19 protein-coding genes are annotated in these 17,265 nt (G+C 70.8%); 8 read left to right on the forward strand and 11 right to left on the reverse strand.

What is annotated here, in order from left to right; all coding sequences use genetic code 11:
• Positions 1-71 precede the first annotated feature (71 nt).
• Positions 72-224 carry a hypothetical protein gene (locus OG521_13510; GenBank protein ID WUW21744.1) on the forward strand — a complete coding sequence of 51 codons (153 nt, stop codon included), beginning with the start codon at positions 72-74 and terminating at the stop codon, positions 222-224.
• Between the two features lie 77 nt (positions 225-301).
• Here OG521_13510 and OG521_13515 read toward each other — a convergent pair whose 3' ends face one another.
• From OG521_13515 to OG521_13525, 3 genes are all read right to left on the reverse strand, one after another.
• Positions 302-907 carry a MarC family protein gene (locus tag OG521_13515; protein ID WUW21745.1) on the reverse strand — a complete coding sequence of 202 codons (606 nt, stop codon included), beginning with the start codon at positions 905-907 and terminating at the stop codon, positions 302-304.
• A 164-nt stretch (positions 908-1,071) separates the two neighbouring features.
• On the reverse strand, positions 1,072-1,938 hold the full coding sequence (locus OG521_13520) for a PHP domain-containing protein (GenBank protein ID WUW21746.1): 867 nt from the start codon (positions 1,936-1,938) through the stop codon (positions 1,072-1,074).
• A gap of 75 nt (positions 1,939-2,013) precedes the next feature.
• The gene (locus OG521_13525; GenBank protein ID WUW21747.1) at positions 2,014-2,658 is read right to left on the reverse strand and encodes a hypothetical protein; all 645 of its coding nucleotides are present in this window, start codon (positions 2,656-2,658) and stop codon (positions 2,014-2,016) included.
• Between the two features lie 156 nt (positions 2,659-2,814).
• Between OG521_13525 and OG521_13530 the strand changes: the two genes are divergently transcribed.
• On the forward strand, positions 2,815-4,047 hold the full coding sequence (locus tag OG521_13530) for an MFS transporter (protein WUW21748.1): 1,233 nt from the start codon (positions 2,815-2,817) through the stop codon (positions 4,045-4,047).
• Between the two features lie 72 nt (positions 4,048-4,119).
• On the opposite strand, the gene OG521_13535 is transcribed toward OG521_13530, so the two are convergent.
• Positions 4,120-4,704 (reverse strand): suppressor of fused domain protein, encoded by a 585-nt coding sequence (locus tag OG521_13535; protein ID WUW21749.1) that lies wholly within the window; start codon positions 4,702-4,704, stop codon positions 4,120-4,122.
• Positions 4,705-5,114: 410 nt separating this feature from the next.
• Between OG521_13535 and OG521_13540 the strand changes: the two genes are divergently transcribed.
• Positions 5,115-6,236, forward strand: a complete 1,122-nt coding sequence (locus OG521_13540) for a magnesium and cobalt transport protein CorA (GenBank protein WUW21750.1) — start codon at positions 5,115-5,117, stop codon at positions 6,234-6,236.
• Between the two features lie 45 nt (positions 6,237-6,281).
• Positions 6,282-6,800 (forward strand): hypothetical protein, encoded by a 519-nt coding sequence (locus OG521_13545; GenBank protein ID WUW21751.1) that lies wholly within the window; start codon positions 6,282-6,284, stop codon positions 6,798-6,800.
• A 3-nt stretch (positions 6,801-6,803) separates the two neighbouring features.
• Here OG521_13545 and OG521_13550 read toward each other — a convergent pair whose 3' ends face one another.
• Positions 6,804-7,583: a hypothetical protein gene (locus OG521_13550; protein WUW21752.1), complete on the reverse strand. Its 780-nt coding sequence runs from the start codon at positions 7,581-7,583 to the stop codon at positions 6,804-6,806.
• A gap of 206 nt (positions 7,584-7,789) precedes the next feature.
• Between OG521_13550 and OG521_13555 the strand changes: the two genes are divergently transcribed.
• From OG521_13555 to OG521_13565, 3 genes are read left to right on the forward strand one after another with little or no spacing between them, the layout of a single operon-like run.
• Positions 7,790-9,064, forward strand: coding sequence for a CBS domain-containing protein (locus tag OG521_13555; GenBank protein WUW21753.1), 1,275 nt, complete (start codon positions 7,790-7,792; stop codon positions 9,062-9,064).
• Complete coding sequence (locus OG521_13560; GenBank protein WUW21754.1) at positions 9,054-9,608, forward strand: DUF1003 domain-containing protein; 555 nt, start codon at positions 9,054-9,056, stop codon at positions 9,606-9,608. The genes OG521_13555 and OG521_13560 overlap by 11 nt, the downstream gene beginning before the upstream one ends.
• Before the next feature lie 44 nt (positions 9,609-9,652).
• Positions 9,653-10,786 carry an Mrp/NBP35 family ATP-binding protein gene (locus OG521_13565; protein ID WUW21755.1) on the forward strand — a complete coding sequence of 378 codons (1,134 nt, stop codon included), beginning with the start codon at positions 9,653-9,655 and terminating at the stop codon, positions 10,784-10,786.
• 78 nt (positions 10,787-10,864) lie between these two features.
• On the opposite strand, the gene OG521_13570 is transcribed toward OG521_13565, so the two are convergent.
• The 5 genes from OG521_13570 to sigE form a co-directional block, all read right to left on the reverse strand.
• Entirely contained in the window at positions 10,865-11,524 is a 660-nt protein-coding gene (locus OG521_13570) for a hypothetical protein (GenBank protein WUW21756.1), read from the reverse strand.
• A gap of 116 nt (positions 11,525-11,640) precedes the next feature.
• Entirely contained in the window at positions 11,641-12,117 is a 477-nt protein-coding gene (locus OG521_13575) for a sec-independent translocase (GenBank protein ID WUW21757.1), read from the reverse strand.
• Positions 12,118-12,216: 99 nt separating this feature from the next.
• Positions 12,217-14,001, reverse strand: coding sequence for a trypsin-like peptidase domain-containing protein (locus OG521_13580; GenBank protein WUW21758.1), 1,785 nt, complete (start codon positions 13,999-14,001; stop codon positions 12,217-12,219).
• A gap of 121 nt (positions 14,002-14,122) precedes the next feature.
• Positions 14,123-15,115 (reverse strand): zf-HC2 domain-containing protein, encoded by a 993-nt coding sequence (locus OG521_13585; protein WUW21759.1) that lies wholly within the window; start codon positions 15,113-15,115, stop codon positions 14,123-14,125.
• Complete coding sequence (gene sigE, locus OG521_13590; GenBank protein ID WUW21760.1) at positions 15,112-15,873, reverse strand: RNA polymerase sigma factor SigE; 762 nt, start codon at positions 15,871-15,873, stop codon at positions 15,112-15,114. Before sigE ends, OG521_13585 begins: the two co-directional genes overlap by 4 nt.
• A gap of 182 nt (positions 15,874-16,055) precedes the next feature.
• Here sigE and OG521_13595 point away from each other — a divergent pair, with 182 nt between their 5' ends.
• Positions 16,056-16,721, forward strand: coding sequence for an O-methyltransferase (locus OG521_13595; GenBank protein WUW21761.1), 666 nt, complete (start codon positions 16,056-16,058; stop codon positions 16,719-16,721).
• A gap of 85 nt (positions 16,722-16,806) precedes the next feature.
• Here the strand turns inward: OG521_13595 and OG521_13600 are convergent, their stop codons facing one another.
• Positions 16,807-16,974: a DUF3117 domain-containing protein gene (locus OG521_13600; protein WUW21762.1), complete on the reverse strand. Its 168-nt coding sequence runs from the start codon at positions 16,972-16,974 to the stop codon at positions 16,807-16,809.
• Positions 16,975-17,265: the final 291 nt, after the last annotated feature.

Here is a 17,265-nt window from a genome sequence, read left to right on the forward strand (position 1 = left end):
TCATCCTTGCGGACGGATCATCCGTCCTCCCAGTAGTTCTCCAGCAGGAGGATCAGACGAAGGGAAGCCATATGCGCTTCGAGATCATGCGACTCGACGATGTCGACGGTACCGCCGTGGACAGCACCGTCGTGGACGCCGCCTCCGTCAACCGGATCGTGCAGCAGGCCGCCGCAATCGGCCAGCGCATCTATATCCGCCCGGCCGAAAGCTCGGCTTCGTAACGCATCACCGACGTAAAAAGACGAAGCGCCCCCGCCACGGATGGTCCGTGCGGGGGCGCTGTGGTGTCCGGGGCCGGTCAGGCGTCCTGGATGACCTGGGTGACGCCGTTGATGATCTGCTGGACGGCGATGGCGGACAGCATCATGCCGGCGAGCCTGGTGACCAGCACGACCCCGCCGTCCTTGATGACCCGGATGATCAGCAGCGAGTAGCGCATGGTCAGCCAGAGCACGACGTGCATGGCGATGATGGCCGTCCAGACCGAGATCTGGCCGCCCACCCCGTCGGCGTGCTGCACGGCGAGGATCACCGAGACGATCGCCCCGGGACCGGCGAGCAGCGGCATTCCGAGGGGGACGAGCGCGACGTTGACGTCCTTGGTCTGCGTCGGCTCGTCGGTCTTGCCCGTCAGCAGGTCGAGCGCGATGAGCAGCAGGAGCAGTCCGCCCGCGATCATCAGCGCGGGGACGGAGACGTGCAGGTAGTCGAGGATCTGCTGGCCGAGCACACCGAAGACGGCGATCACCCCGAAGGCGACGGCGACCGCCTGCAACGCCATCCTGCGCTGCATCCGGGCAGGGCGGCCCGCGGTGAGGGCGAGGAAGATCGGAGTGATTCCGGGCGGATCCATAATCACAAAAAGGGTGAGAAAAAGGGATCCGAAGACAGCGACGTCGAACACAGTGAGCCTTGCGAGGAGAGAGCGGAATTGCGGTGGGAGGCGGCGCACGGCCGGCCGGGCGGGCGGGCCCCGGTGCGCGCAGGACGGGCGACCTCACGCGGGCGCACGGCGGCGCGGGCGTGAGGGGCGTGAGCGGTGAGCGATGAGGGGTGGCGTGGAGGCCGTTACGCGGTGACGGGTCCGCCGGCCCCCGGCACCGGGAAGGCTCCCGTGGCGCGCCGGGTGATCTCGCCGTAGATCTCGGGGTCGGTGGTGTCGGCGCCGAGTCCCACGGTCTTGCGGCTGCCGTGGTAGTCGCTGGACCCGGTGGCCAGGAGTCCGAGCTCGCGGGCGAGTCCGCGCAGCCGGGCCCGGGTCGGCTCGTCGTGGTCCATGTGGTCGGCCTCGATGCCGTCGAGTCCGGCGGCCGCGAGTCGCGCTATCGACGACTCCGGGACCACCTCACCGCGCTTGACGGCGGCCGGGTGGGCGAAGACCGTGACGCCGCCGGCGGCCTTGACCAGCCGGATCGCGTCGAAGGGGTCGAGTTCGTGCTTCCCGGCGTACGCGCGTCCGCCGTCGGCGAGCCACTCGGGCGTGAAGGCGTCGGAGACGGTCGCGACGACGCCCAGCTCGACCAGCGCGGTGGCGATGTGCGGCCGCCCGACCGAGCCGTCCCCGGCGATCCGCGCGACCTGCTCCCAGGCGACCGGGACGCCCAGCTCCTGGAGCTTGCGCACCATGGCCTGCGCGCGCGGCACCCGGTCGTCGCGCACCAGCTCGCGCTCGCGCGCCAGCTCGGGCTCCTCGGGGTCGAAGAGGTACGCCAGCATGTGCATGCCCACGCCGTCGATGCGGCAGGAGAGCTCGGCGCCGGTGACGAGGGTGAGGCCCTCGGGGAGTGCCGCGATCGCGGCGGCGTGACCGCGCACGGTGTCGTGGTCGGTGAGGGCGACGACGTCCAGGCCCGCGGCGGCGGCGTTGCGCACCAGCTCGGCGGGGGTGTCCGTACCGTCCGACGCGGTGGAGTGGGTGTGCAGGTCGATGCGCACGACACGTACTCCAGTGCTCGCGGCCGGGTGGGGGACGCTCAAGGATAACCGGCGCGCGGGCCCGCTCCGGCCCGGTCAGGGTCCCGTCAGCAGCCGGGGGGTGAGTGCGCCGCAGGGCACCAGGTCGACCTCCGCACCGGCGTCGCGCAGATCGGTCAGCACCAGTTCGTCGTACATCAGCAGGCCCGACTGCTCGGGCCAGACGATCGCCCAGAGCCAGAGCCCACGCGCCTCACCGGCGAAGACCGCACGGTCGGCGGGGGCGTCCTTCACATGCCAGAGCGGGGTGGGACGGCCGGCGGCGAGCACCTTGACGTCCGGCGGCCCGTCGACCCGCAGATACGGGCCCGGGTCGGGACCGTCGATCCCGGCGTACCGCGCACCCATCCCGACGCCGAGCTCCTCGGCGACGAGCAGCAGTTCCCCGACCCCGCCGAGCGGGCCGGGTCCGGAACAGGCGACAGCGGTGGCCCGGCCGCCGCCGCGGTCGTCCCCCGCGCACGCCACCCCGGTGAACAGCCAGCCGACCGGCAGCGGCCAGGGCATCCACACGGGCACCTGGGCCCGGTGCACCACCACTCCGAGCGCCTCGACGCTCGGCGGGATGACCGGCTGCATGGGGTGCACGCTGCCGTGCACATCGCACTGCCAGGTGTCGTCGAAGAAACCGGGCGCCTTGACCCGGCCTCCGCACTTCGGGCAACTGGGTTCGCCCCTCATAGCCACCAACGGTCCTCCCCGGCCGTCCCCGCGTCAAGGACGATCACCCTTCCGCAGCGTGGCTCCCATCAGCGGATTTAGATGTAGTTTGCATTTATTAGGTCCTCTAACTTATTCTGTGCATAACACATCGATCTAGTGGAGAGCGAGAGTCCCATGCAGGGAGAGGATCCGTTCGATCAGGGAACGGTCAGCATCCTGCGCCAGCCGAAGGCCGTCTGGGCCACAGCGGGCGCTTCCGTCGTCGCGTTCATGGGAATCGGCCTGGTGGACCCGATTCTCCCGTCCATCGCCAAGGGACTGGAGGCGACACCGAGCCAGGTGTCGCTGCTCTTCACCTCGTACTTCCTGATCACCGCCGTCGCGATGCTCGTCACCGGCTTCGTCTCCAGCCGCATCGGCGGCCGCAAGACACTGCTGACCGGCCTGGCGCTCGTGGTGGTCTTCGCCGCGCTCTCCGGCACCTCGTCCTCCGTCGCCGAACTGGTCGGCTTCCGGGCCGGCTGGGGTCTGGGCAACGCGCTCTTCGTATCGACCGCACTCGCCGTGATCGTCGGTGCGGCGGCGGGCGGCAGCTCGGCCGCGATCCTGCTGTACGAGTCGGCGCTCGGCCTCGGCATGGCCTGCGGGCCGCTGCTCGGGGCGCTGCTCGGTGACGCCAGCTGGCGCTACCCGTTCTTCGGTACGGCCGCGCTGATGGCGATCGGCTTCGTCTGCATCACGGCGTTCCTGAAGGAACAGCCCAAGCCGGCGCGCAAGACCTCACTGCTCGACCCGGTCAGGGCGCTCGGCCACGGCGGGCTCGCCTCGGTCGCGACCTCGGCGTTCTTCTACAATTACGCGTTCTTCACGATCCTGGCGTTCACGCCGTTCGTGCTGAACATGTCGCCGTACAAGTCCGGCGCCGTCTTCTTCGCCTGGGGCCTGCTGCTGGCGGTCTTCTCGGTGCTCGTCGCGCCGCGGCTCCAGAAGCGCTTCGGCTCGCTCAAGGTCGTCGGCGGCTCACTGGTGCTGCTCGCCGCCGACCTGGTGATCCTCGGCTACGGCAACCACACGACGGCGATCGTCTGCACCATCGTCTCGGGCGCCTTCATCGGCATGAACAACACCGTCTACACGGAGCTGGCGCTCGGGGTCTCCGACGCGCCGCGCCCGGTGGCCAGCGCGGGTTACAACTTCGTCCGCTGGTTCGCGGCCGCCGCCGCGCCCTACCTGGCCCCGAAGATCGAGGAGTGGAGCAACATCCACATCCCGTTCGTCGTCGCCGCCGCCGCCGCGGTCGTCGGCGCGGTCGTCGTCTGGGTCCGGCGCTCGGCGCTGACGCACGACGCGCAGGAGCTGGAGCCGAAGCACGCCACCGAGGACGGCGTCACGGTCTTCGCCAACTGACGCGCCCTCCAGGGGGAAGCCCCGCCCGACGGCCTCCGGCCGCGTGGCGGGGCTTCCGCATGGGCGCGCGCGTCAGTCCAGGGCCACCGACGCCCGCAGCGGGTCACGCAGGTCCGTCCCCTGCGACAGCCAGCGCTCCTGGAGCTCCTGCGCACCCCTGACCCGCTTCCAGGCCGCCTCGTTGTGCGTCATCGGCAGCAGCGGCAGGAACCGCACGGGCTCCATCGGCTCGTCCAGCTCCAGGTCCTCCACCAGCCCGCCGGGCTCGGCGACGAGCACGGAGCTGAACGGCGCCCCGGGCCACAGCGGTTCGCCGACGTCCAGCGACGCGCCGGGGGCCACGATCAGCCCCTCCACCTGCGGCGAGGCCGCCAGCACGGCGAGCCTGCGCAGGATCTGGTCGGTGTCGGCCAGTCCGCCCCGCACCGAGACGACCAGTTCGGCGCGCGGACCCTTCACCGGGTCGGCGAGGGCCGCGGTCGGGTCGGCCATCGGCTGGGCGGACATGCCCAGCGTGGCGTACCTCACCACATCGCCGTCGATGAACCGGAGCACCTCGATCCGGTCCGTCCCGAGAAACGTCACTGCTGCACGTGCGTCCGGTTCACCCAGGGCCGTCCGCAGACGTGCCTCGACCAGAGCAAGAATTTCTGCCATGCCGCGAGCATAGGACGCGTATGGAACGGGCAAAGTAAGAGATTGACCCTTCACCGGCTGCTAGCCTGAGGTGCCGGTCGGGACAGCACGCAGAAGCGTTGCTCTCAAGTCCCGACGAAACGTCATCCCCCACGGGGGACCGACCGGAGGAGGTGGGGCTGCGGTGGATCCAAGTCGACCGTGCAGTACTAGCCGCTCTTCCGCTCGACACCTTTCTTCTGTGATCTGACGCCTTCTCGGCCAAGGCCCACGGCATTTCGCACGACGGAAGAGCACTCCTTTTTTGCCTGTCTGTAGCGAACGCCGTCGTCGCGCCGCCGCGGTGCCGCCCGCTTTGCGGACGTGAGCCCACGTCCCCATTCCGGGCTGTTCCACGCCCTCGCCGACGGCCCTCCGTGAAGGAGCCAGCCATGTCGATGATCCGTGACCTGCGCGCTGTGGTGCGCCCGTCCCTGCGCAAGACCAACACCCTCCACAACGGCTACGACGCCACGCGCGACCCGTCAGAGTCCAGCGCGGTCGTCGACTGCGCGGTCTACCGCGACGGCCGCCGGCTCGCCGAGGTGGACGGCACCTGCCGCACCCCGCACGAGGCGATGCTCCGCGTACGGGAGAAGGGCGGCTTCGCCTGGATCGGCCTCCACGAGCCGACCGAGGAGGAATTCGCGGGCATCGCCCGGGAGTTCGGGCTGCACCCGCTCGCCGTCGAGGACGCCGTCCACGCCCACCAGCGGCCCAAGCTGGAGCGCTACGACGACACGCTGTTCACCGTCTTCAAGACGATCCACTACGTCGAGCACGCCGAGCTCACCGCGACCAGCGAGGTCGTGGAGACCGGCGAGGTGATGTGTTTCACCGGCCGGGACTTCGTCATCACCGTGCGGCACGGCGGACACGGCTCGCTGCGCGCACTGCGCCACCGGCTGGAGGAGGACCCCGAGCTGCTCGCCAAGGGCCCCTCCGCCGTCCTGCACTCCATCGCCGACCATGTCGTCGACGGTTACATCGCGGTGGCGGCCGCGGTGCAGGACGACATCGACGAGGTGGAGATCGAGGTCTTCTCCACGCCGGACAAGGGCAGCCCGCGCGGTTCGGACGCGGGCCGGATCTACCAGCTCAAGCGCGAGGTGCTGGAGTTCAAGCGGGCCGTCTCACCGCTGCTGCGCCCGATGCAGCTGCTCAGCGAGCGGCCGATGCGGCTGATCGACCCGGACATCCAGAAGTACTTCCGCGACGTCGCCGACCACCTGGTCCGGGTACAGGAGGAGGTCATCGGCTTCGACGAACTGCTGAACTCGATCCTCCAGGCCAACCTCGCGCAGGCGACCGTCGCCCAGAACGAGGACATGCGCAAGATCACCTCCTGGGCGGCCATCGTCGCCGTACCGACGATGATCTGCGGCGTCTACGGCATGAACTTCAAGCACATGCCGGAGCTGCGCTGGACGTACGGCTACCCGATGGTGATGGGCTTCATCGGCGTCGTCTGCTTCTCCATCCACCGGATGCTGAAGCGCAACGGCTGGCTCTGATCCGCCGGACAGGCCCTGAACCGAGGGCCGTCTAAGCTCTGCCCCATGACTGCTGCTGACACGCTGCTCGGGCCGGCCCTCGTCGAGGAGGCCACCAAGAAGTCGGGCCTCATCTGGGTGCGCGGCACCGGCCCCGCGCGAGCGCTGTGGCACGTGTGGCACGAGGGCGCGGCCCATCTCGTCGGGGACGGCCCCGGCGAGCAGCCGCTGCCGGCCGGTCTCACCGACGGGGCCACCGCCGAGGTGACCGTCCGCAGCAAGGACAAGGGCGGCCGGCTCGTCGCCTGGTCTGCCTCGGTGGCGCAGCTGGCCCCGCACTCCGATGAGTGGGAGGCCGCGGTCGCCGAGCTCAAGGGCAAGCGGCTCAACGCACCGGACGCCGAGCAGATGCCGGAGCGGTGGGCGCGCGAATGCCGGATCGTGCGGCTGACGCCGCTCGACTCGCGTACGCAGCTGCCGGACGCCTCCGGTGCGGCCGCTCCGCTGCCCACCCCCGCGACCACACGGCTGCCGGTCCCGGCCGGGCTGCCGCGTCTGCTGAAGCGGTCCCTGCGCAAGCGGTAGCCGCTACGACGTCGACTTCGGCAGCTGCTTGCCGTAGTCGACCGTGTCGTCCGCGGCCGGGGCCGCCAGCGCGAAGTCCTTGCCCCAGTCGGCGAGCGTGATGACGCCCCCGCCACCGCCGCGGGCGAAACTCAGCGGATACGGGGTGCCCTCCAGGGACACGTCGAGGGCGCCGCCCTCCCCCTTGCCGCCCAGAATCCGGATGGTGCGCACCCCGCCGACCTTGTCCCGGTCGCCCTTGCCGACCGTGCCGTGCAGGGTGAGCAGCCCGCCGAGCAGCACCTTCTTGTCGGTGAAGCCGCGCAGCTGCTTGTACGTGGGGTCGTCCTCGGGGACCTTCACGTACTTGTCGTCCAGCTTGTCGGCGGCGGCGCCCCCCGCCTGGCCGCCCTTGTCGGCGTCCGGTTCGCCCTGCTCGTCGTGGTTCCAGAAGCCGGCGTCGGCCTTGAGATAGAGCTCGTCACCGATCCGCAGCAGCTCGAAGGTGCTGTTCTTCGAGGTGACGGAACCCACGCCGCCCTTGTCCTTGAGCTTCATGTCGATCTTGTACGTGCCGCCCTTGCTCACCAGCGTGCCGGCCAGCCGGACCGCGTCGGCGGATTCCGCCGACGTCTGCGCCTTCTTCTCGATCTCCGGCGCGGTCAGTTTGCCGATCCCGTTGGTCCCCTTGTCCGGGTCCTCGTCCGCGCAGGCGGTCAGGGCCGCGGTCAGCCCGGCGCAGAGCACGAGGGCGAGGGTGGCGGTCCGGCGGCGGGCCCGGACGGGCGGGACAAAAGAGGTCACAGGCGCACTGCCTCTCATCTGCATGGCGGGGGGTGGCAGACGGCAGCGTACCCGTGCGGCCTACGTCTTCCGGCAGAGAGCCGTACGGACGGTTCGCCGGAGCGGCACGCAGCGGTACGGGCTAGCCTGATCACGTCATAAGGGTGCAGGAACTGTCGGAACAGATCCGGATGCGGAAGCCCGGCGGTGAACGAGGAGGCGCAGGCATGGCACCAGGCACGCCCCGCGTCTTCGTCTCGCACCTGTCCGGCGTACCCGTCTTCGACCCCAACGGCGACCAGGTGGGCCGGGTCCGGGACCTGGTCGCGATGCTCCGGGTCGGCGGCCGCCCGCCCCGGCTGCTCGGCATCGTCGTCGAGGTGGTGAGCCGGCGCCGGATCTTCCTGCCGATGACGCGGGTGACGGGCATCGAGTCGGGCCAGGTCATCACCACCGGCGTGGTCAACATGCGGCGCTTCGAACAGCGGCCCACCGAACGCCTGGTGCTCGGCGAGTTCCTCGACCGGCGGGTCAGTCTGGTGGAGACCGGCGAGGAGGTCACCGTCCTGGACGTGGCCATCCAGCAGCTGCCGGCCCGGCGCGACTGGGAGATCGACAAGTACTTCGTCCGCAAGGGCAGGGGCGGGGCGCTGCGCCGCAAGGGCGAGACCCTGACCGTCGAGTGGTCGGCCGTCAGCGGCTTCTCGCTGGAGGAGGAGGGGCAGGGCGCGGAGTCGCTGGTCGCCACGTTCGAGAGGCTGCGCCCCACCGACGTGGCCAACGCCCTGCACCACCTCTCCCCCAAACGGCGGGCCGAGGTGGCCGCCGCGCTGGACGACGACCGGCTCGCGGACGTCCTGGAGGAGCTCCCGGAGGACGACCAGGTCGAGATCATCGGCAAGCTCCAGGAGGAGCGCGCGGCGGACGTCCTGGAGGCCATGGACCCCGACGACGCGGCCGACCTGCTCTCCGAACTGCCCGAGGAGGACAAGGAGCGGCTGCTGACGCTGATGCGTCCGGACGACGCGGCCGACGTGCGGCGCCTGATGTCGTACGAGGAGCGGACCGCGGGCGGTCTGATGACCACCGAGCCGATCATCCTGCGGCCGGACGCGACGGTCGCCGACGCGCTCGCCCGGGTCCGTCAGTCGGACCTGTCCCCGGCGCTCGCCGCGCAGGTGTACGTGTGCCGGTCGCCGGACGAGACGCCGACGGGCAAGTACCTGGGCACCGTCCACTTCCAGCGGCTGCTGCGGGACCCGCCGTTCACCCTGGTGAGCTCGATCGTCGACAGCGACCTGGTGGCGCTGACCCCGCAGACCCCGCTGTCGGTGGTGACCAGCTATCTGGCCGCGTACAACATGGTGTCGGTGCCCGTGGTGGACGAGAGCGGCTCGCTGCTCGGCGCGGTGACGGTCGACGACGTGCTGGACCACCTGCTGCCCGACGACTGGCGGGAGACCGACTTCCACGGCCGCGAGGGGGTGCTCCGTGGCCGGTGAGGACCGCGCACGGGCCTCGAACGGCTCGTCGGCGCTGACCCGCCCCCCGCGCGCCCGGCTCGACCAGCCCAAGGCCCCGCGCCGACGGCTGCTGCCGGAGTACGACCCCGAGGCGTTCGGCCGGTTCTCGGAGCGGATCGCGCGCTTCCTGGGCACCGGACGGTTCATCGTCTGGATGACGCTGATCATCATCCTGTGGGTGGTGTGGAACATCTTCGCGCCCGGGAACCTGCGGTTCGACGAGTACCCGTTCATCTTCCTGACCCTGATGCTCTCGCTCCAGGCCTCGTACGCGGCCCCGCTGATCCTGCTCGCGCAGAACCGGCAGGACGACCGCGACCGGGTCACGCACGAGCAGGACCGCAAGCAGAACGAGCGCTCCATCGCCGACACCGAGTACCTGACCAGGGAGATCGCCGCGCTGCGGATGGGTCTCGGGGAGGTCGCCACCCGAGACTGGATCCGGTCCGAACTGGAGGACCTCGTGAAGGAGCTGGCCGACCGCCGGGCGCTGCTCCCGGCCGAGAGTGACGAAGACCGCTGACAGGGCTACCCGCGCGTAGCGGCGGGCGCCGTACCATCGTCCGTATGGCTACGGAAGACGCGGTGCTTGAGGCACTGGCGACAGTGAACGACCCGGAGATCCACCGCCCGATCACCGAGCTGGGCATGGTGAAATCGGTCGAGATCGATCCTGACGGTGTGGTCGCTGTCACGGTGTACCTGACCGTCTCCGGCTGTCCGATGCGCGAGACGATCACGAAGAACGTGACGGACGCGGTGGCGCTCGTCGAGGGGGTGTCGCGGGTCGAGGTCACGCTCGACGTCATGAGCGACGAACAGCGCAAGGACCTGGCGTCCTCGCTGCGCGGCGGCACGGCGGAGCGCGAGGTGCCGTTCGCCCAGCCCGGTTCGCTGACCCGGGTGTACGCGGTCGCCTCCGGCAAGGGCGGCGTCGGCAAGTCCTCGGTGACGGTGAACCTCGCGGCGGCGATGGCTGCGGACGGCCTGAAGGTCGGGGTCGTGGACGCGGACATCTACGGGCACAGCGTGCCCCGGATGCTCGGTGCGGACGGCAAGCCGACCCAGGTCGAGAACATGATCATGCCGCCGTCCGCGCACGGCGTGAAGGTCATCTCCATCGGCATGTTCACCCCGGGCAACGCCCCGGTGGTGTGGCGCGGACCGATGCTGCACCGCGCGCTGCAGCAGTTCCTCGCCGATGTGTACTGGGGCGACCTGGACGTCCTGCTGCTCGACCTGCCGCCGGGCACCGGTGACATCGCGATCTCCGTGGCGCAGCTGGTGCCGAACGCGGAGATCCTGGTCGTCACGACCCCGCAGCAGGCCGCGGCCGAGGTGGCCGAGCGGGCCGGTTCGATCGCCGTGCAGACCCACCAGAAGATCGTCGGTGTCGTCGAGAACATGTCGGGCATGCCGTGCCCGCACTGCGACGAGATGGTCGACGTGTTCGGCTCCGGCGGCGGCGCACGGGTGGCCGAGGGGCTGACGAAGACCGTCGGCGCCGAGGTGCCGGTGCTCGGCTCCATCCCGATCGACGTACGGCTGCGTGAGGGCGGCGACGAGGGCAAGCCCGTCGTCCTGTCCGATCCCGACTCGCCGGCCGGCAAGGCCCTGCGCTCCATCGCCGACAAGCTGGGCGGCCGTCAGCGCGGCCTGTCCGGCATGTCCCTGGGCATCACCCCGCGCAACAAGTTCTGACCGCAGGCGCGATCGCGAAGGTGCCGGAACCCTCGGGTCCCGGCACCTTCTGCTGTCTTCGTGGGTCCGTCGTCGCGCCTACGCGTCGTACGAGGTGATGTCCTCGACGACCGAGAACCCGAGCCCGTACGCGCTCATCCCCCGCCCGTACGCGCCGATGTGCACACCCTGCGCCGAACCGGCCAGCACCCAGCCGAACTCGGACTCGCGGTAGTGGAAGGGCACCGGAACCCCGTCGACCGGCAGCGACAGGACCGACCACGCGGGGCCGTCCAGGTCGTCGGCGAGCTCGAACGCCGTCTCCGTCTGCTGGTCCAGCCAGTCGTCGCGCAGGGTGTGGTCCATCTGCGGGGGCCAGGTGTAGGCCAGCAGGCCGGAGCCGGCCAGCCAGGCCGCGGACGAGACCGTCGTCGCGTCCAGGACCCCCGTGCCGTCGCCGCTGCGCCGCACCGGGGAGCTGGCGACGGTCACGACGGCGGCGAACCGCTGCTTGTCGGCACCGGAGTCACCCCGTACCGAGGGCTCGTCGCCATGACCGGTGGAACCGTGCTGCACAGTGCCGTCCGCCGCGGTGCCCACCTGCATCAGCCAGCGGGGCCCGGTGAAGGCCTCGTCCAGTCCGTACCAGGGGAAGGGCGCCTGCAGATAGCCCTCGACCGTGAGCCGGGCCGCCGGCACCCCCTCCGCCGTGGCTGTGTCCGGCGCACCATCCGCGCCCACCCGACTCGTTGTCTCCATCTGCCGGCCGCCTCCTCGATTCTGAGGTCCGGAGCGGCCCGCCCCCCGCGGGCGTCCTCACAACCGGACAGATGGAGAATAGCCATACCGTCCGGACGAGTCGGGATTGACGGGTGTCAGGTGGCGTCTGCGTCGAACGGCGGGTGGTCGTCCTGCACCGGCTGCGCGCGCTTCTTGAGCAGGTCGGGAGCGCCAGGGGAACCGTTGGCCGCGGCGATCGCGGAAGCACCCGACACGCCGCTCTTCGCCTCCACGGCGGAGGTCTCGCGCCCGTTCACCGCGTCGGTGACCTCGGCGACCTCCTTGCGCAGGTCGAAGCTCTCCCGGATCTCCTTCAGCCCCAGATCGTCGTTGCCGTCCATGAGCTGCTTGCGGACGAACGTCTTGGGGTTGAGGTCCTCGAACTCGAAGTCCTTGAACTCCGGGCCGAGCTCCGTGCGGATGTCGTCCTTGGCGCTCTCGGAGAACTCACGGATCTTGCGGATGAAGCGCGAGGCGTCCTGAATGACCTTGGGCAGCTTGTCCGGGCCGAAGACGAGCACACCGATGATCACGAGCGTCACCAGCTCGAGTGGGCCTATGTCATTGAACACCTTGCGGCTCCTCGTGTTCTCCGCGACCAGGTCGGATGAGGTCCGGACACGGTCCACGGTACCCGGCGGAACTGTCCGGGCGGTAGCTCCTCGTGGCCGTCACGTGCCGGTTGCCGAACCGAGCGTCAAAGTCATGGACAGGTCTTTACCACCGCGGGTCAGGGAGAGCCTGAGCTGGTCTCCCGGCCGGTGCGAGCGGATCTTCACTATCAGTTCCTCGCCGCTGTGCACGCGCTTGCCGTTCACCGCGGTGATGACGTCGCCCGGCCTGATGCCGGCCTCGGCCCCGGGGCCGTCCTCGGTGACGGAGGACTTGCCGTCGGCCCCCTTGGGCCCGACCTTGGCCCCGTCCCCGGTGTACTTCATGTCGAGGGTGACGCCGATCACCGGGTGGGTGGCCTTGCCGGTGTTGATGAGCTCCTCGGCGACGCGCTTGCCCTGGTTGATCGGGATGGCGAAACCGAGACCGATCGAACCGGCCTGGCCGCCCTCCGTGGTCGAGCCGCTGTCGGCGGCGCGGATGGCGCTGTTGATCCCGATGACGTGCGCGTCCGTGTCCACCAGCGGGCCGCCGGAGTTGCCCGGGTTGATCGGGGCGTCGGTCTGCAGCGCGTCGACGTAGCTGATGTCGCTGCCGTCGCCCTTCTCACCGCCCGCGGTGATCGGCCGGTCCTTGGCGCTGATGATGCCGGAGGTGACGGTGTTGGACAGGTCGAACGGGGCGCCGATGGCCACCACCGGGTCTCCGACCTGCACGTTGTCCGAGTTGCCCAGAGGCAGGGGCTTCAGGCCGGAAACGCCGCTGACCTTGACCACGGCCAGGTCGTAGCCGCTGTCCTTGCCGACGATCTCGGCGTGCGCCGTCTCGCCGCCGCTGAACGTCACGGTGATCTCGCCGGACGAACCGGCCGGGGCGACCACGTGGTTGTTGGTGAGGATGTGCCCCCGGTTGTCGAGGACGAAGCCGGTGCCGGTGCCCGATTCGGTGGTGCCGCTGACATGCAGGGTGACCACGCTGGGCAGGGCACTGGCCGCTATCCCCGCGACGCTGTCGGGGGCGCGCCCGCCGCCGTTGCGCTCGTCCTGGGGCAGCTCGACCTGGGTGAGGCCGCCGTTGCGCTCTATGTAGGCGCCGATGCCGCCGCCTATGCCGCCCGCCACCAGGGCCAGGAGCAGCGCGCCGATGAGCACCGGCCCACGGCGCCTGCCGCGCCGGCCGCCGTCGGGGCCGAGCGGCGGTCCGGGCTGGGTGATCAGCGGCTGCCGGGGCGCACCCCAGGGGTCGTACTGGAGCCACTGCGGCGACGGGGGCGGGGGCGGGGTGTGGACGCCCTGCGGCGGAGTGTGGCCCTGGGGCGGGATGTGCTGCTGCGGGGGTGCCGGCATCGGGTGCGGGGGCTGGGGCTGGGGCTGGAAGGCGGGTGCCTGGGCGGGCGGGACCGTCATGCCGGAGCCGTTCGTCCCCGCGTAGGGCGGGGGTACGGGGGTGCCGTGCGCCGGGGTCTGCACCGGGCGCTGCACGGGCGGTGCGGGCGCCCAGGGGCCGGGGCCGCCGTAGGGCGGGGTGCTGTACTGGTCGGGCTCGTGCAGCGGCTGCGCGGCCTGCGGCGCGGATGCCGGGGGCCGGGGTGCCGCGGGTGCCGCCGGTGCTGCCGGTTCAGGTGCTGCGGGGGCCGTGGGCTCGGGCGCCGTGGTCCGGGCCGTCCCGGTCTCCCGCGGCGCGTCCTGGGGCGGCTCGCTCTCGGCGGGCGCGTCGGCCGCGGGCACCGCGTCCGCCGAGCCCTCGACGGGGGACGGCTCCTGAGGCGCTGTGCGCGTGCTGCGCCCCGGCGTGGGCCGGCTCCACCACTTCGCCTTCGGCTCGGTGGTCTTCCCGTCGTCCATGCTCTCCCCGCAACTGCCGCAACCGGCCTCTGCACGCCCCGTCGGGGGCGTCCCTCCGGAAATCCTGCCGGAATTCAACCAGGTTTACGGATGCCCTGCGCCGTCCGGTGGGACGACGTCCTCAGCGACGGGGCGCGAGCGGCAGACCGTGGTCGGCGGGGGCCGGTGCTCCGGCCGCCGATGTGGGGGTACGCGTCGGTTCGGCGGAGGGTGCCGGGGCGGCCGGGGTGAGGCCGCTGCCGAGGGCGCGGGCGAACAGCGGATTCGTCGCGTCGGGGCGTATCAGCGACGGCGCGGACGACTGGGCGCGGGCGGCGAACGCGAACGGGTTCCCGTCGAGACCGCTGCTGTCGAGCAGGGAGGGAGCCCGGGAGAACGCCAGCGGGGCCGCGTTCACCGCGAGGGAGAACGGGCGGTCCGTGCCGGCGGCGAGGGTGCCGTGGCTGCCGCCTCCGCGGCGGCTGACGCTGCCGCTCTCCGCGCGCGCGTCGGCGTCGAGCGGGGTCACCGCGTTGCCCGTGCCCTCGGCCCGTGTCGGGGTGTCGGGGGTCGCGTCCGTCGGCAGGGCGCCGCCGAGCGCGATGGCGGCCAGCGAGACGGCGCTGGCGGCGGCGAAGGCGAAACGGCGTCCGCGCCAGGGCGAACGGTCCCCCTCGCGGCCGACCTCATGGATCCGGAAGACGGATCCGGCCGGGTCGGCGGGCAGCACCGCGGTCGAGCCGTGCAGGGTCGGGAGGTAACCGAAACCGGTCGGCGGGGCACTGTCCGACGGCGACTGCGCCCGGCTGCCGGTGGGCTGCATCACGGGGAAGACCCCGTCACCGAAGCGTCCGGAGTCGCCCAGTGGTCTTCCCCGGGCGTCGTCGTCACCCCCGGGTCCGCCCGGAAGGCCCTGGAGCCGGGCGAGGAAGCCCTCGGAGGGCGAGGGCGGGGCCGACTGCGCGAAGACACTCTTCAGGCGCCGCTGGGCGGCAGCCTCGGCCTTGCACTTGGTACAGGTCGCGAGGTGGGCGAGCACCCGGTCACGGGCGTCGTGCTTCAGCTCGCCGTCGACAAGCGCGGCGAGACGGTCCCCCAGGTGTTGTTCCGCGGAGGTCGGACCTGTGCCACTCACGCCGTTACGCCCTCCCCCGCCACGAGGGCTCCGGTCAGGGAGCGCTGCTCGGCACGGGCCTCGGGCGAACGGTGCTGCAGCGCCTTGCGCAGGTGCGAGCGCCCGCGGTGGATACGGCTGCGCACGGTGCCGAGCTTCACGCCGAGTGTCGCGGCGATCTCCTCGTACGAGAGTCCCTCGATGTCACAGAGCACGACCGCGGCCCGGAATTCAGGCGCGAGGGTGTCCAGCGCCTGCTGGACGTCCGCGTCGAAGTGGGTGTCGTTGAAGACCTGCTGCGGCGACGGCTCGCGGCTCGGCAGCCGCTCGGCGGCGTCGTCCCCGAGGGAGTCGAAACGGATGCGCTGCTTACGACGGACCATGTCCAGGAACAGGTTGGTCGTGATGCGGTGCAGCCAGCCCTCGAAGGTGCCGGGCGTATAGGTCGACAGCGAACGGAAGACGCGGACGAAGACCTCCTGCGTGAGGTCCTCGGCGTCGTGCTGGTTACCCGTCAGTCGGTAGGCAAGGCGGTAGACACGACCGCTGTGCGTGCTGACGATCTCTTCCCATGAGGGCGGCGTCCACGCCTGGGAGTCCGCATCCGAGGCGAAGGTCGCGGTCGTTGCGGAGTCGTTGGAAGAACGGTCAGCAATGTTGGTCACGGATTTCGGCTCACCCGCCGACCTGAGAAAGCGCCACAGCACTCCTCCCCGATCCACAGGCGCAGCCGCACCTCCCCTGTCGGCTCTGGTGGTGTCCAGTGGAGCCCCTACCATAGCCACCTCGCCCGTTAGCTCCGGATAAGCCTTTTTCCTGCTGGGGCCGGGGATCTCCCCGGGAACCGCCTGCCCGCAGGTCCCGGGCCCGGTCTGCGGGCCCGATCCACGTGCTTTCCCCTGTCCTTCCCTAACGCCCGGTCCCATCTGCGGGTTCCCGGGTGCAGCGGATACAGTCACCGTTGCGCCAACTACGGGGACAGGAGAGGGTCATCACCGCCAACCGGCAGACGAGCTGGGCGTTCGCCGACGCCTTTGTCGCCGAGGACGAAGCACTGCGCTGGGCCCGGGACCGGGCACGGGACGCGGGGCTCCGCTCGGTGTCACCAGGCACCGGCGCAGCGCTGCGCCTGCTCGCTGCCACGACGGACGCCAAGGCGGTCGCCGAAATCGGCACGGGTACCGGCGTGTCCGGCATCTATCTGCTGCACGGCATGCGGCCCGACGGGGTGCTGACCACGGTCGATCCGGAACCCGAGCGCCAGCAGTTCGCCCGGGAGGCCTTCCGGGCGGCGGGCTTCGCCGCCAACCGGGCCCGCTTCATCCCCGGCCGCGCCCTGGACGTACTCCCCCGGCTGGCCGACGGCGGCTACGACCTCGTTTTCTGCGACGGCGACCGGATGGAGAGCCTGGACTGCCTCGCTGAATCGTTGCGCCTGCTGCGACCTGGCGGTCTGGTGTGCTTCGAGGGCGTCTTCGCGGACGGCCGTACGGTCGACTCCGCCGCCCAGCCCGCGGAGGTGCTGCGGCTGCGCGAGCTGCTGCGCGCCGTCCGCGAGAGCCAGGAGCTGATGGCGACGCTGCTGCCGGTGGGCGACGGACTCCTCTGCGCGGTGCGCCGGGGCTGAGCCCGGCCCGCACCTGATCCGGAACGCACTACTGCCCCGGCACGGAGACCGTGCCGGGGCAGTAGTGAAGTGTGGGCGCCTCTGCTCAGCCGACGACCTTCTTGAGGGCATCGCCGAGTGCATCGGCCTCGTCCGGAGTCAGCTCCACGACAAGCCGACCGCCGCCTTCGAGCGGAACGCGCATGACGATGCCCCGCCCCTCCTTTGTCACCTCGAGCGGGCCGTCGCCCGTCCGCGGCTTCATGGCCGCCATGCTCGTTCCCCTTCCTGAAACCAGCTCATCGCAACCGGCGGCCCCATGACAGGCGCTGTGTCACCGGCATCGAACACATTGCTTCCAGGCCATTATCCCGCATCACAGACCCCGATGACCAACATCGCTCTGCATCGCTTGCGCAACGCGCTCGCTCAAAACCACCCAATTCGGCGATCCGACTGCGATACTCCGTCCCCTTCACCCCTCCATCGGGGCAGAATTGTTAGACGCAGGTCACATGTTCCCCCTCGCCGAAGTCGGCCATGCTTGCCTGGACAGGCATTTTGG

The organism is Streptomyces sp. NBC_01463 (assembly GCA_036227345.1).
Taxonomy (GTDB): Bacteria; Actinomycetota; Actinomycetes; order Streptomycetales; family Streptomycetaceae; genus Streptomyces.

What these genes read in the sequence shown, in the direction of transcription:
- OG521_13510 (WUW21744.1), top strand. Translation starts at nt 72, where the DNA reads ATGCGCTTCGAGATCATGCGACTCGACGATGTCGACGGTACCGCCGTG.
- OG521_13525 (WUW21747.1), bottom strand. Translation starts at nt 2,658, where the DNA reads ATGAGGGGCGAACCCAGTTGCCCGAAGTGCGGAGGCCGGGTCAAGGCG.
- OG521_13530 (WUW21748.1), top strand. Translation starts at nt 2,815, where the DNA reads ATGCAGGGAGAGGATCCGTTCGATCAGGGAACGGTCAGCATCCTGCGC.
- OG521_13535 (WUW21749.1), bottom strand. Translation starts at nt 4,704, where the DNA reads ATGGCAGAAATTCTTGCTCTGGTCGAGGCACGTCTGCGGACGGCCCTG.
- OG521_13540 (WUW21750.1), top strand. Translation starts at nt 5,115, where the DNA reads ATGTCGATGATCCGTGACCTGCGCGCTGTGGTGCGCCCGTCCCTGCGC.
- OG521_13545 (WUW21751.1), top strand. Translation starts at nt 6,282, where the DNA reads ATGACTGCTGCTGACACGCTGCTCGGGCCGGCCCTCGTCGAGGAGGCC.
- OG521_13555 (WUW21753.1), top strand. Translation starts at nt 7,790, where the DNA reads ATGGCACCAGGCACGCCCCGCGTCTTCGTCTCGCACCTGTCCGGCGTA.
- OG521_13565 (WUW21755.1), top strand. Translation starts at nt 9,653, where the DNA reads ATGGCTACGGAAGACGCGGTGCTTGAGGCACTGGCGACAGTGAACGAC.
- OG521_13570 (WUW21756.1), bottom strand. Translation starts at nt 11,524, where the DNA reads ATGGAGACAACGAGTCGGGTGGGCGCGGATGGTGCGCCGGACACAGCC.
- OG521_13580 (WUW21758.1), bottom strand. Translation starts at nt 14,001, where the DNA reads ATGGACGACGGGAAGACCACCGAGCCGAAGGCGAAGTGGTGGAGCCGG.
- sigE (WUW21760.1), bottom strand. Translation starts at nt 15,873, where the DNA reads ATGGTAGGGGCTCCACTGGACACCACCAGAGCCGACAGGGGAGGTGCG.
- OG521_13600 (WUW21762.1), bottom strand. Translation starts at nt 16,974, where the DNA reads ATGGCGGCCATGAAGCCGCGGACGGGCGACGGCCCGCTCGAGGTGACA.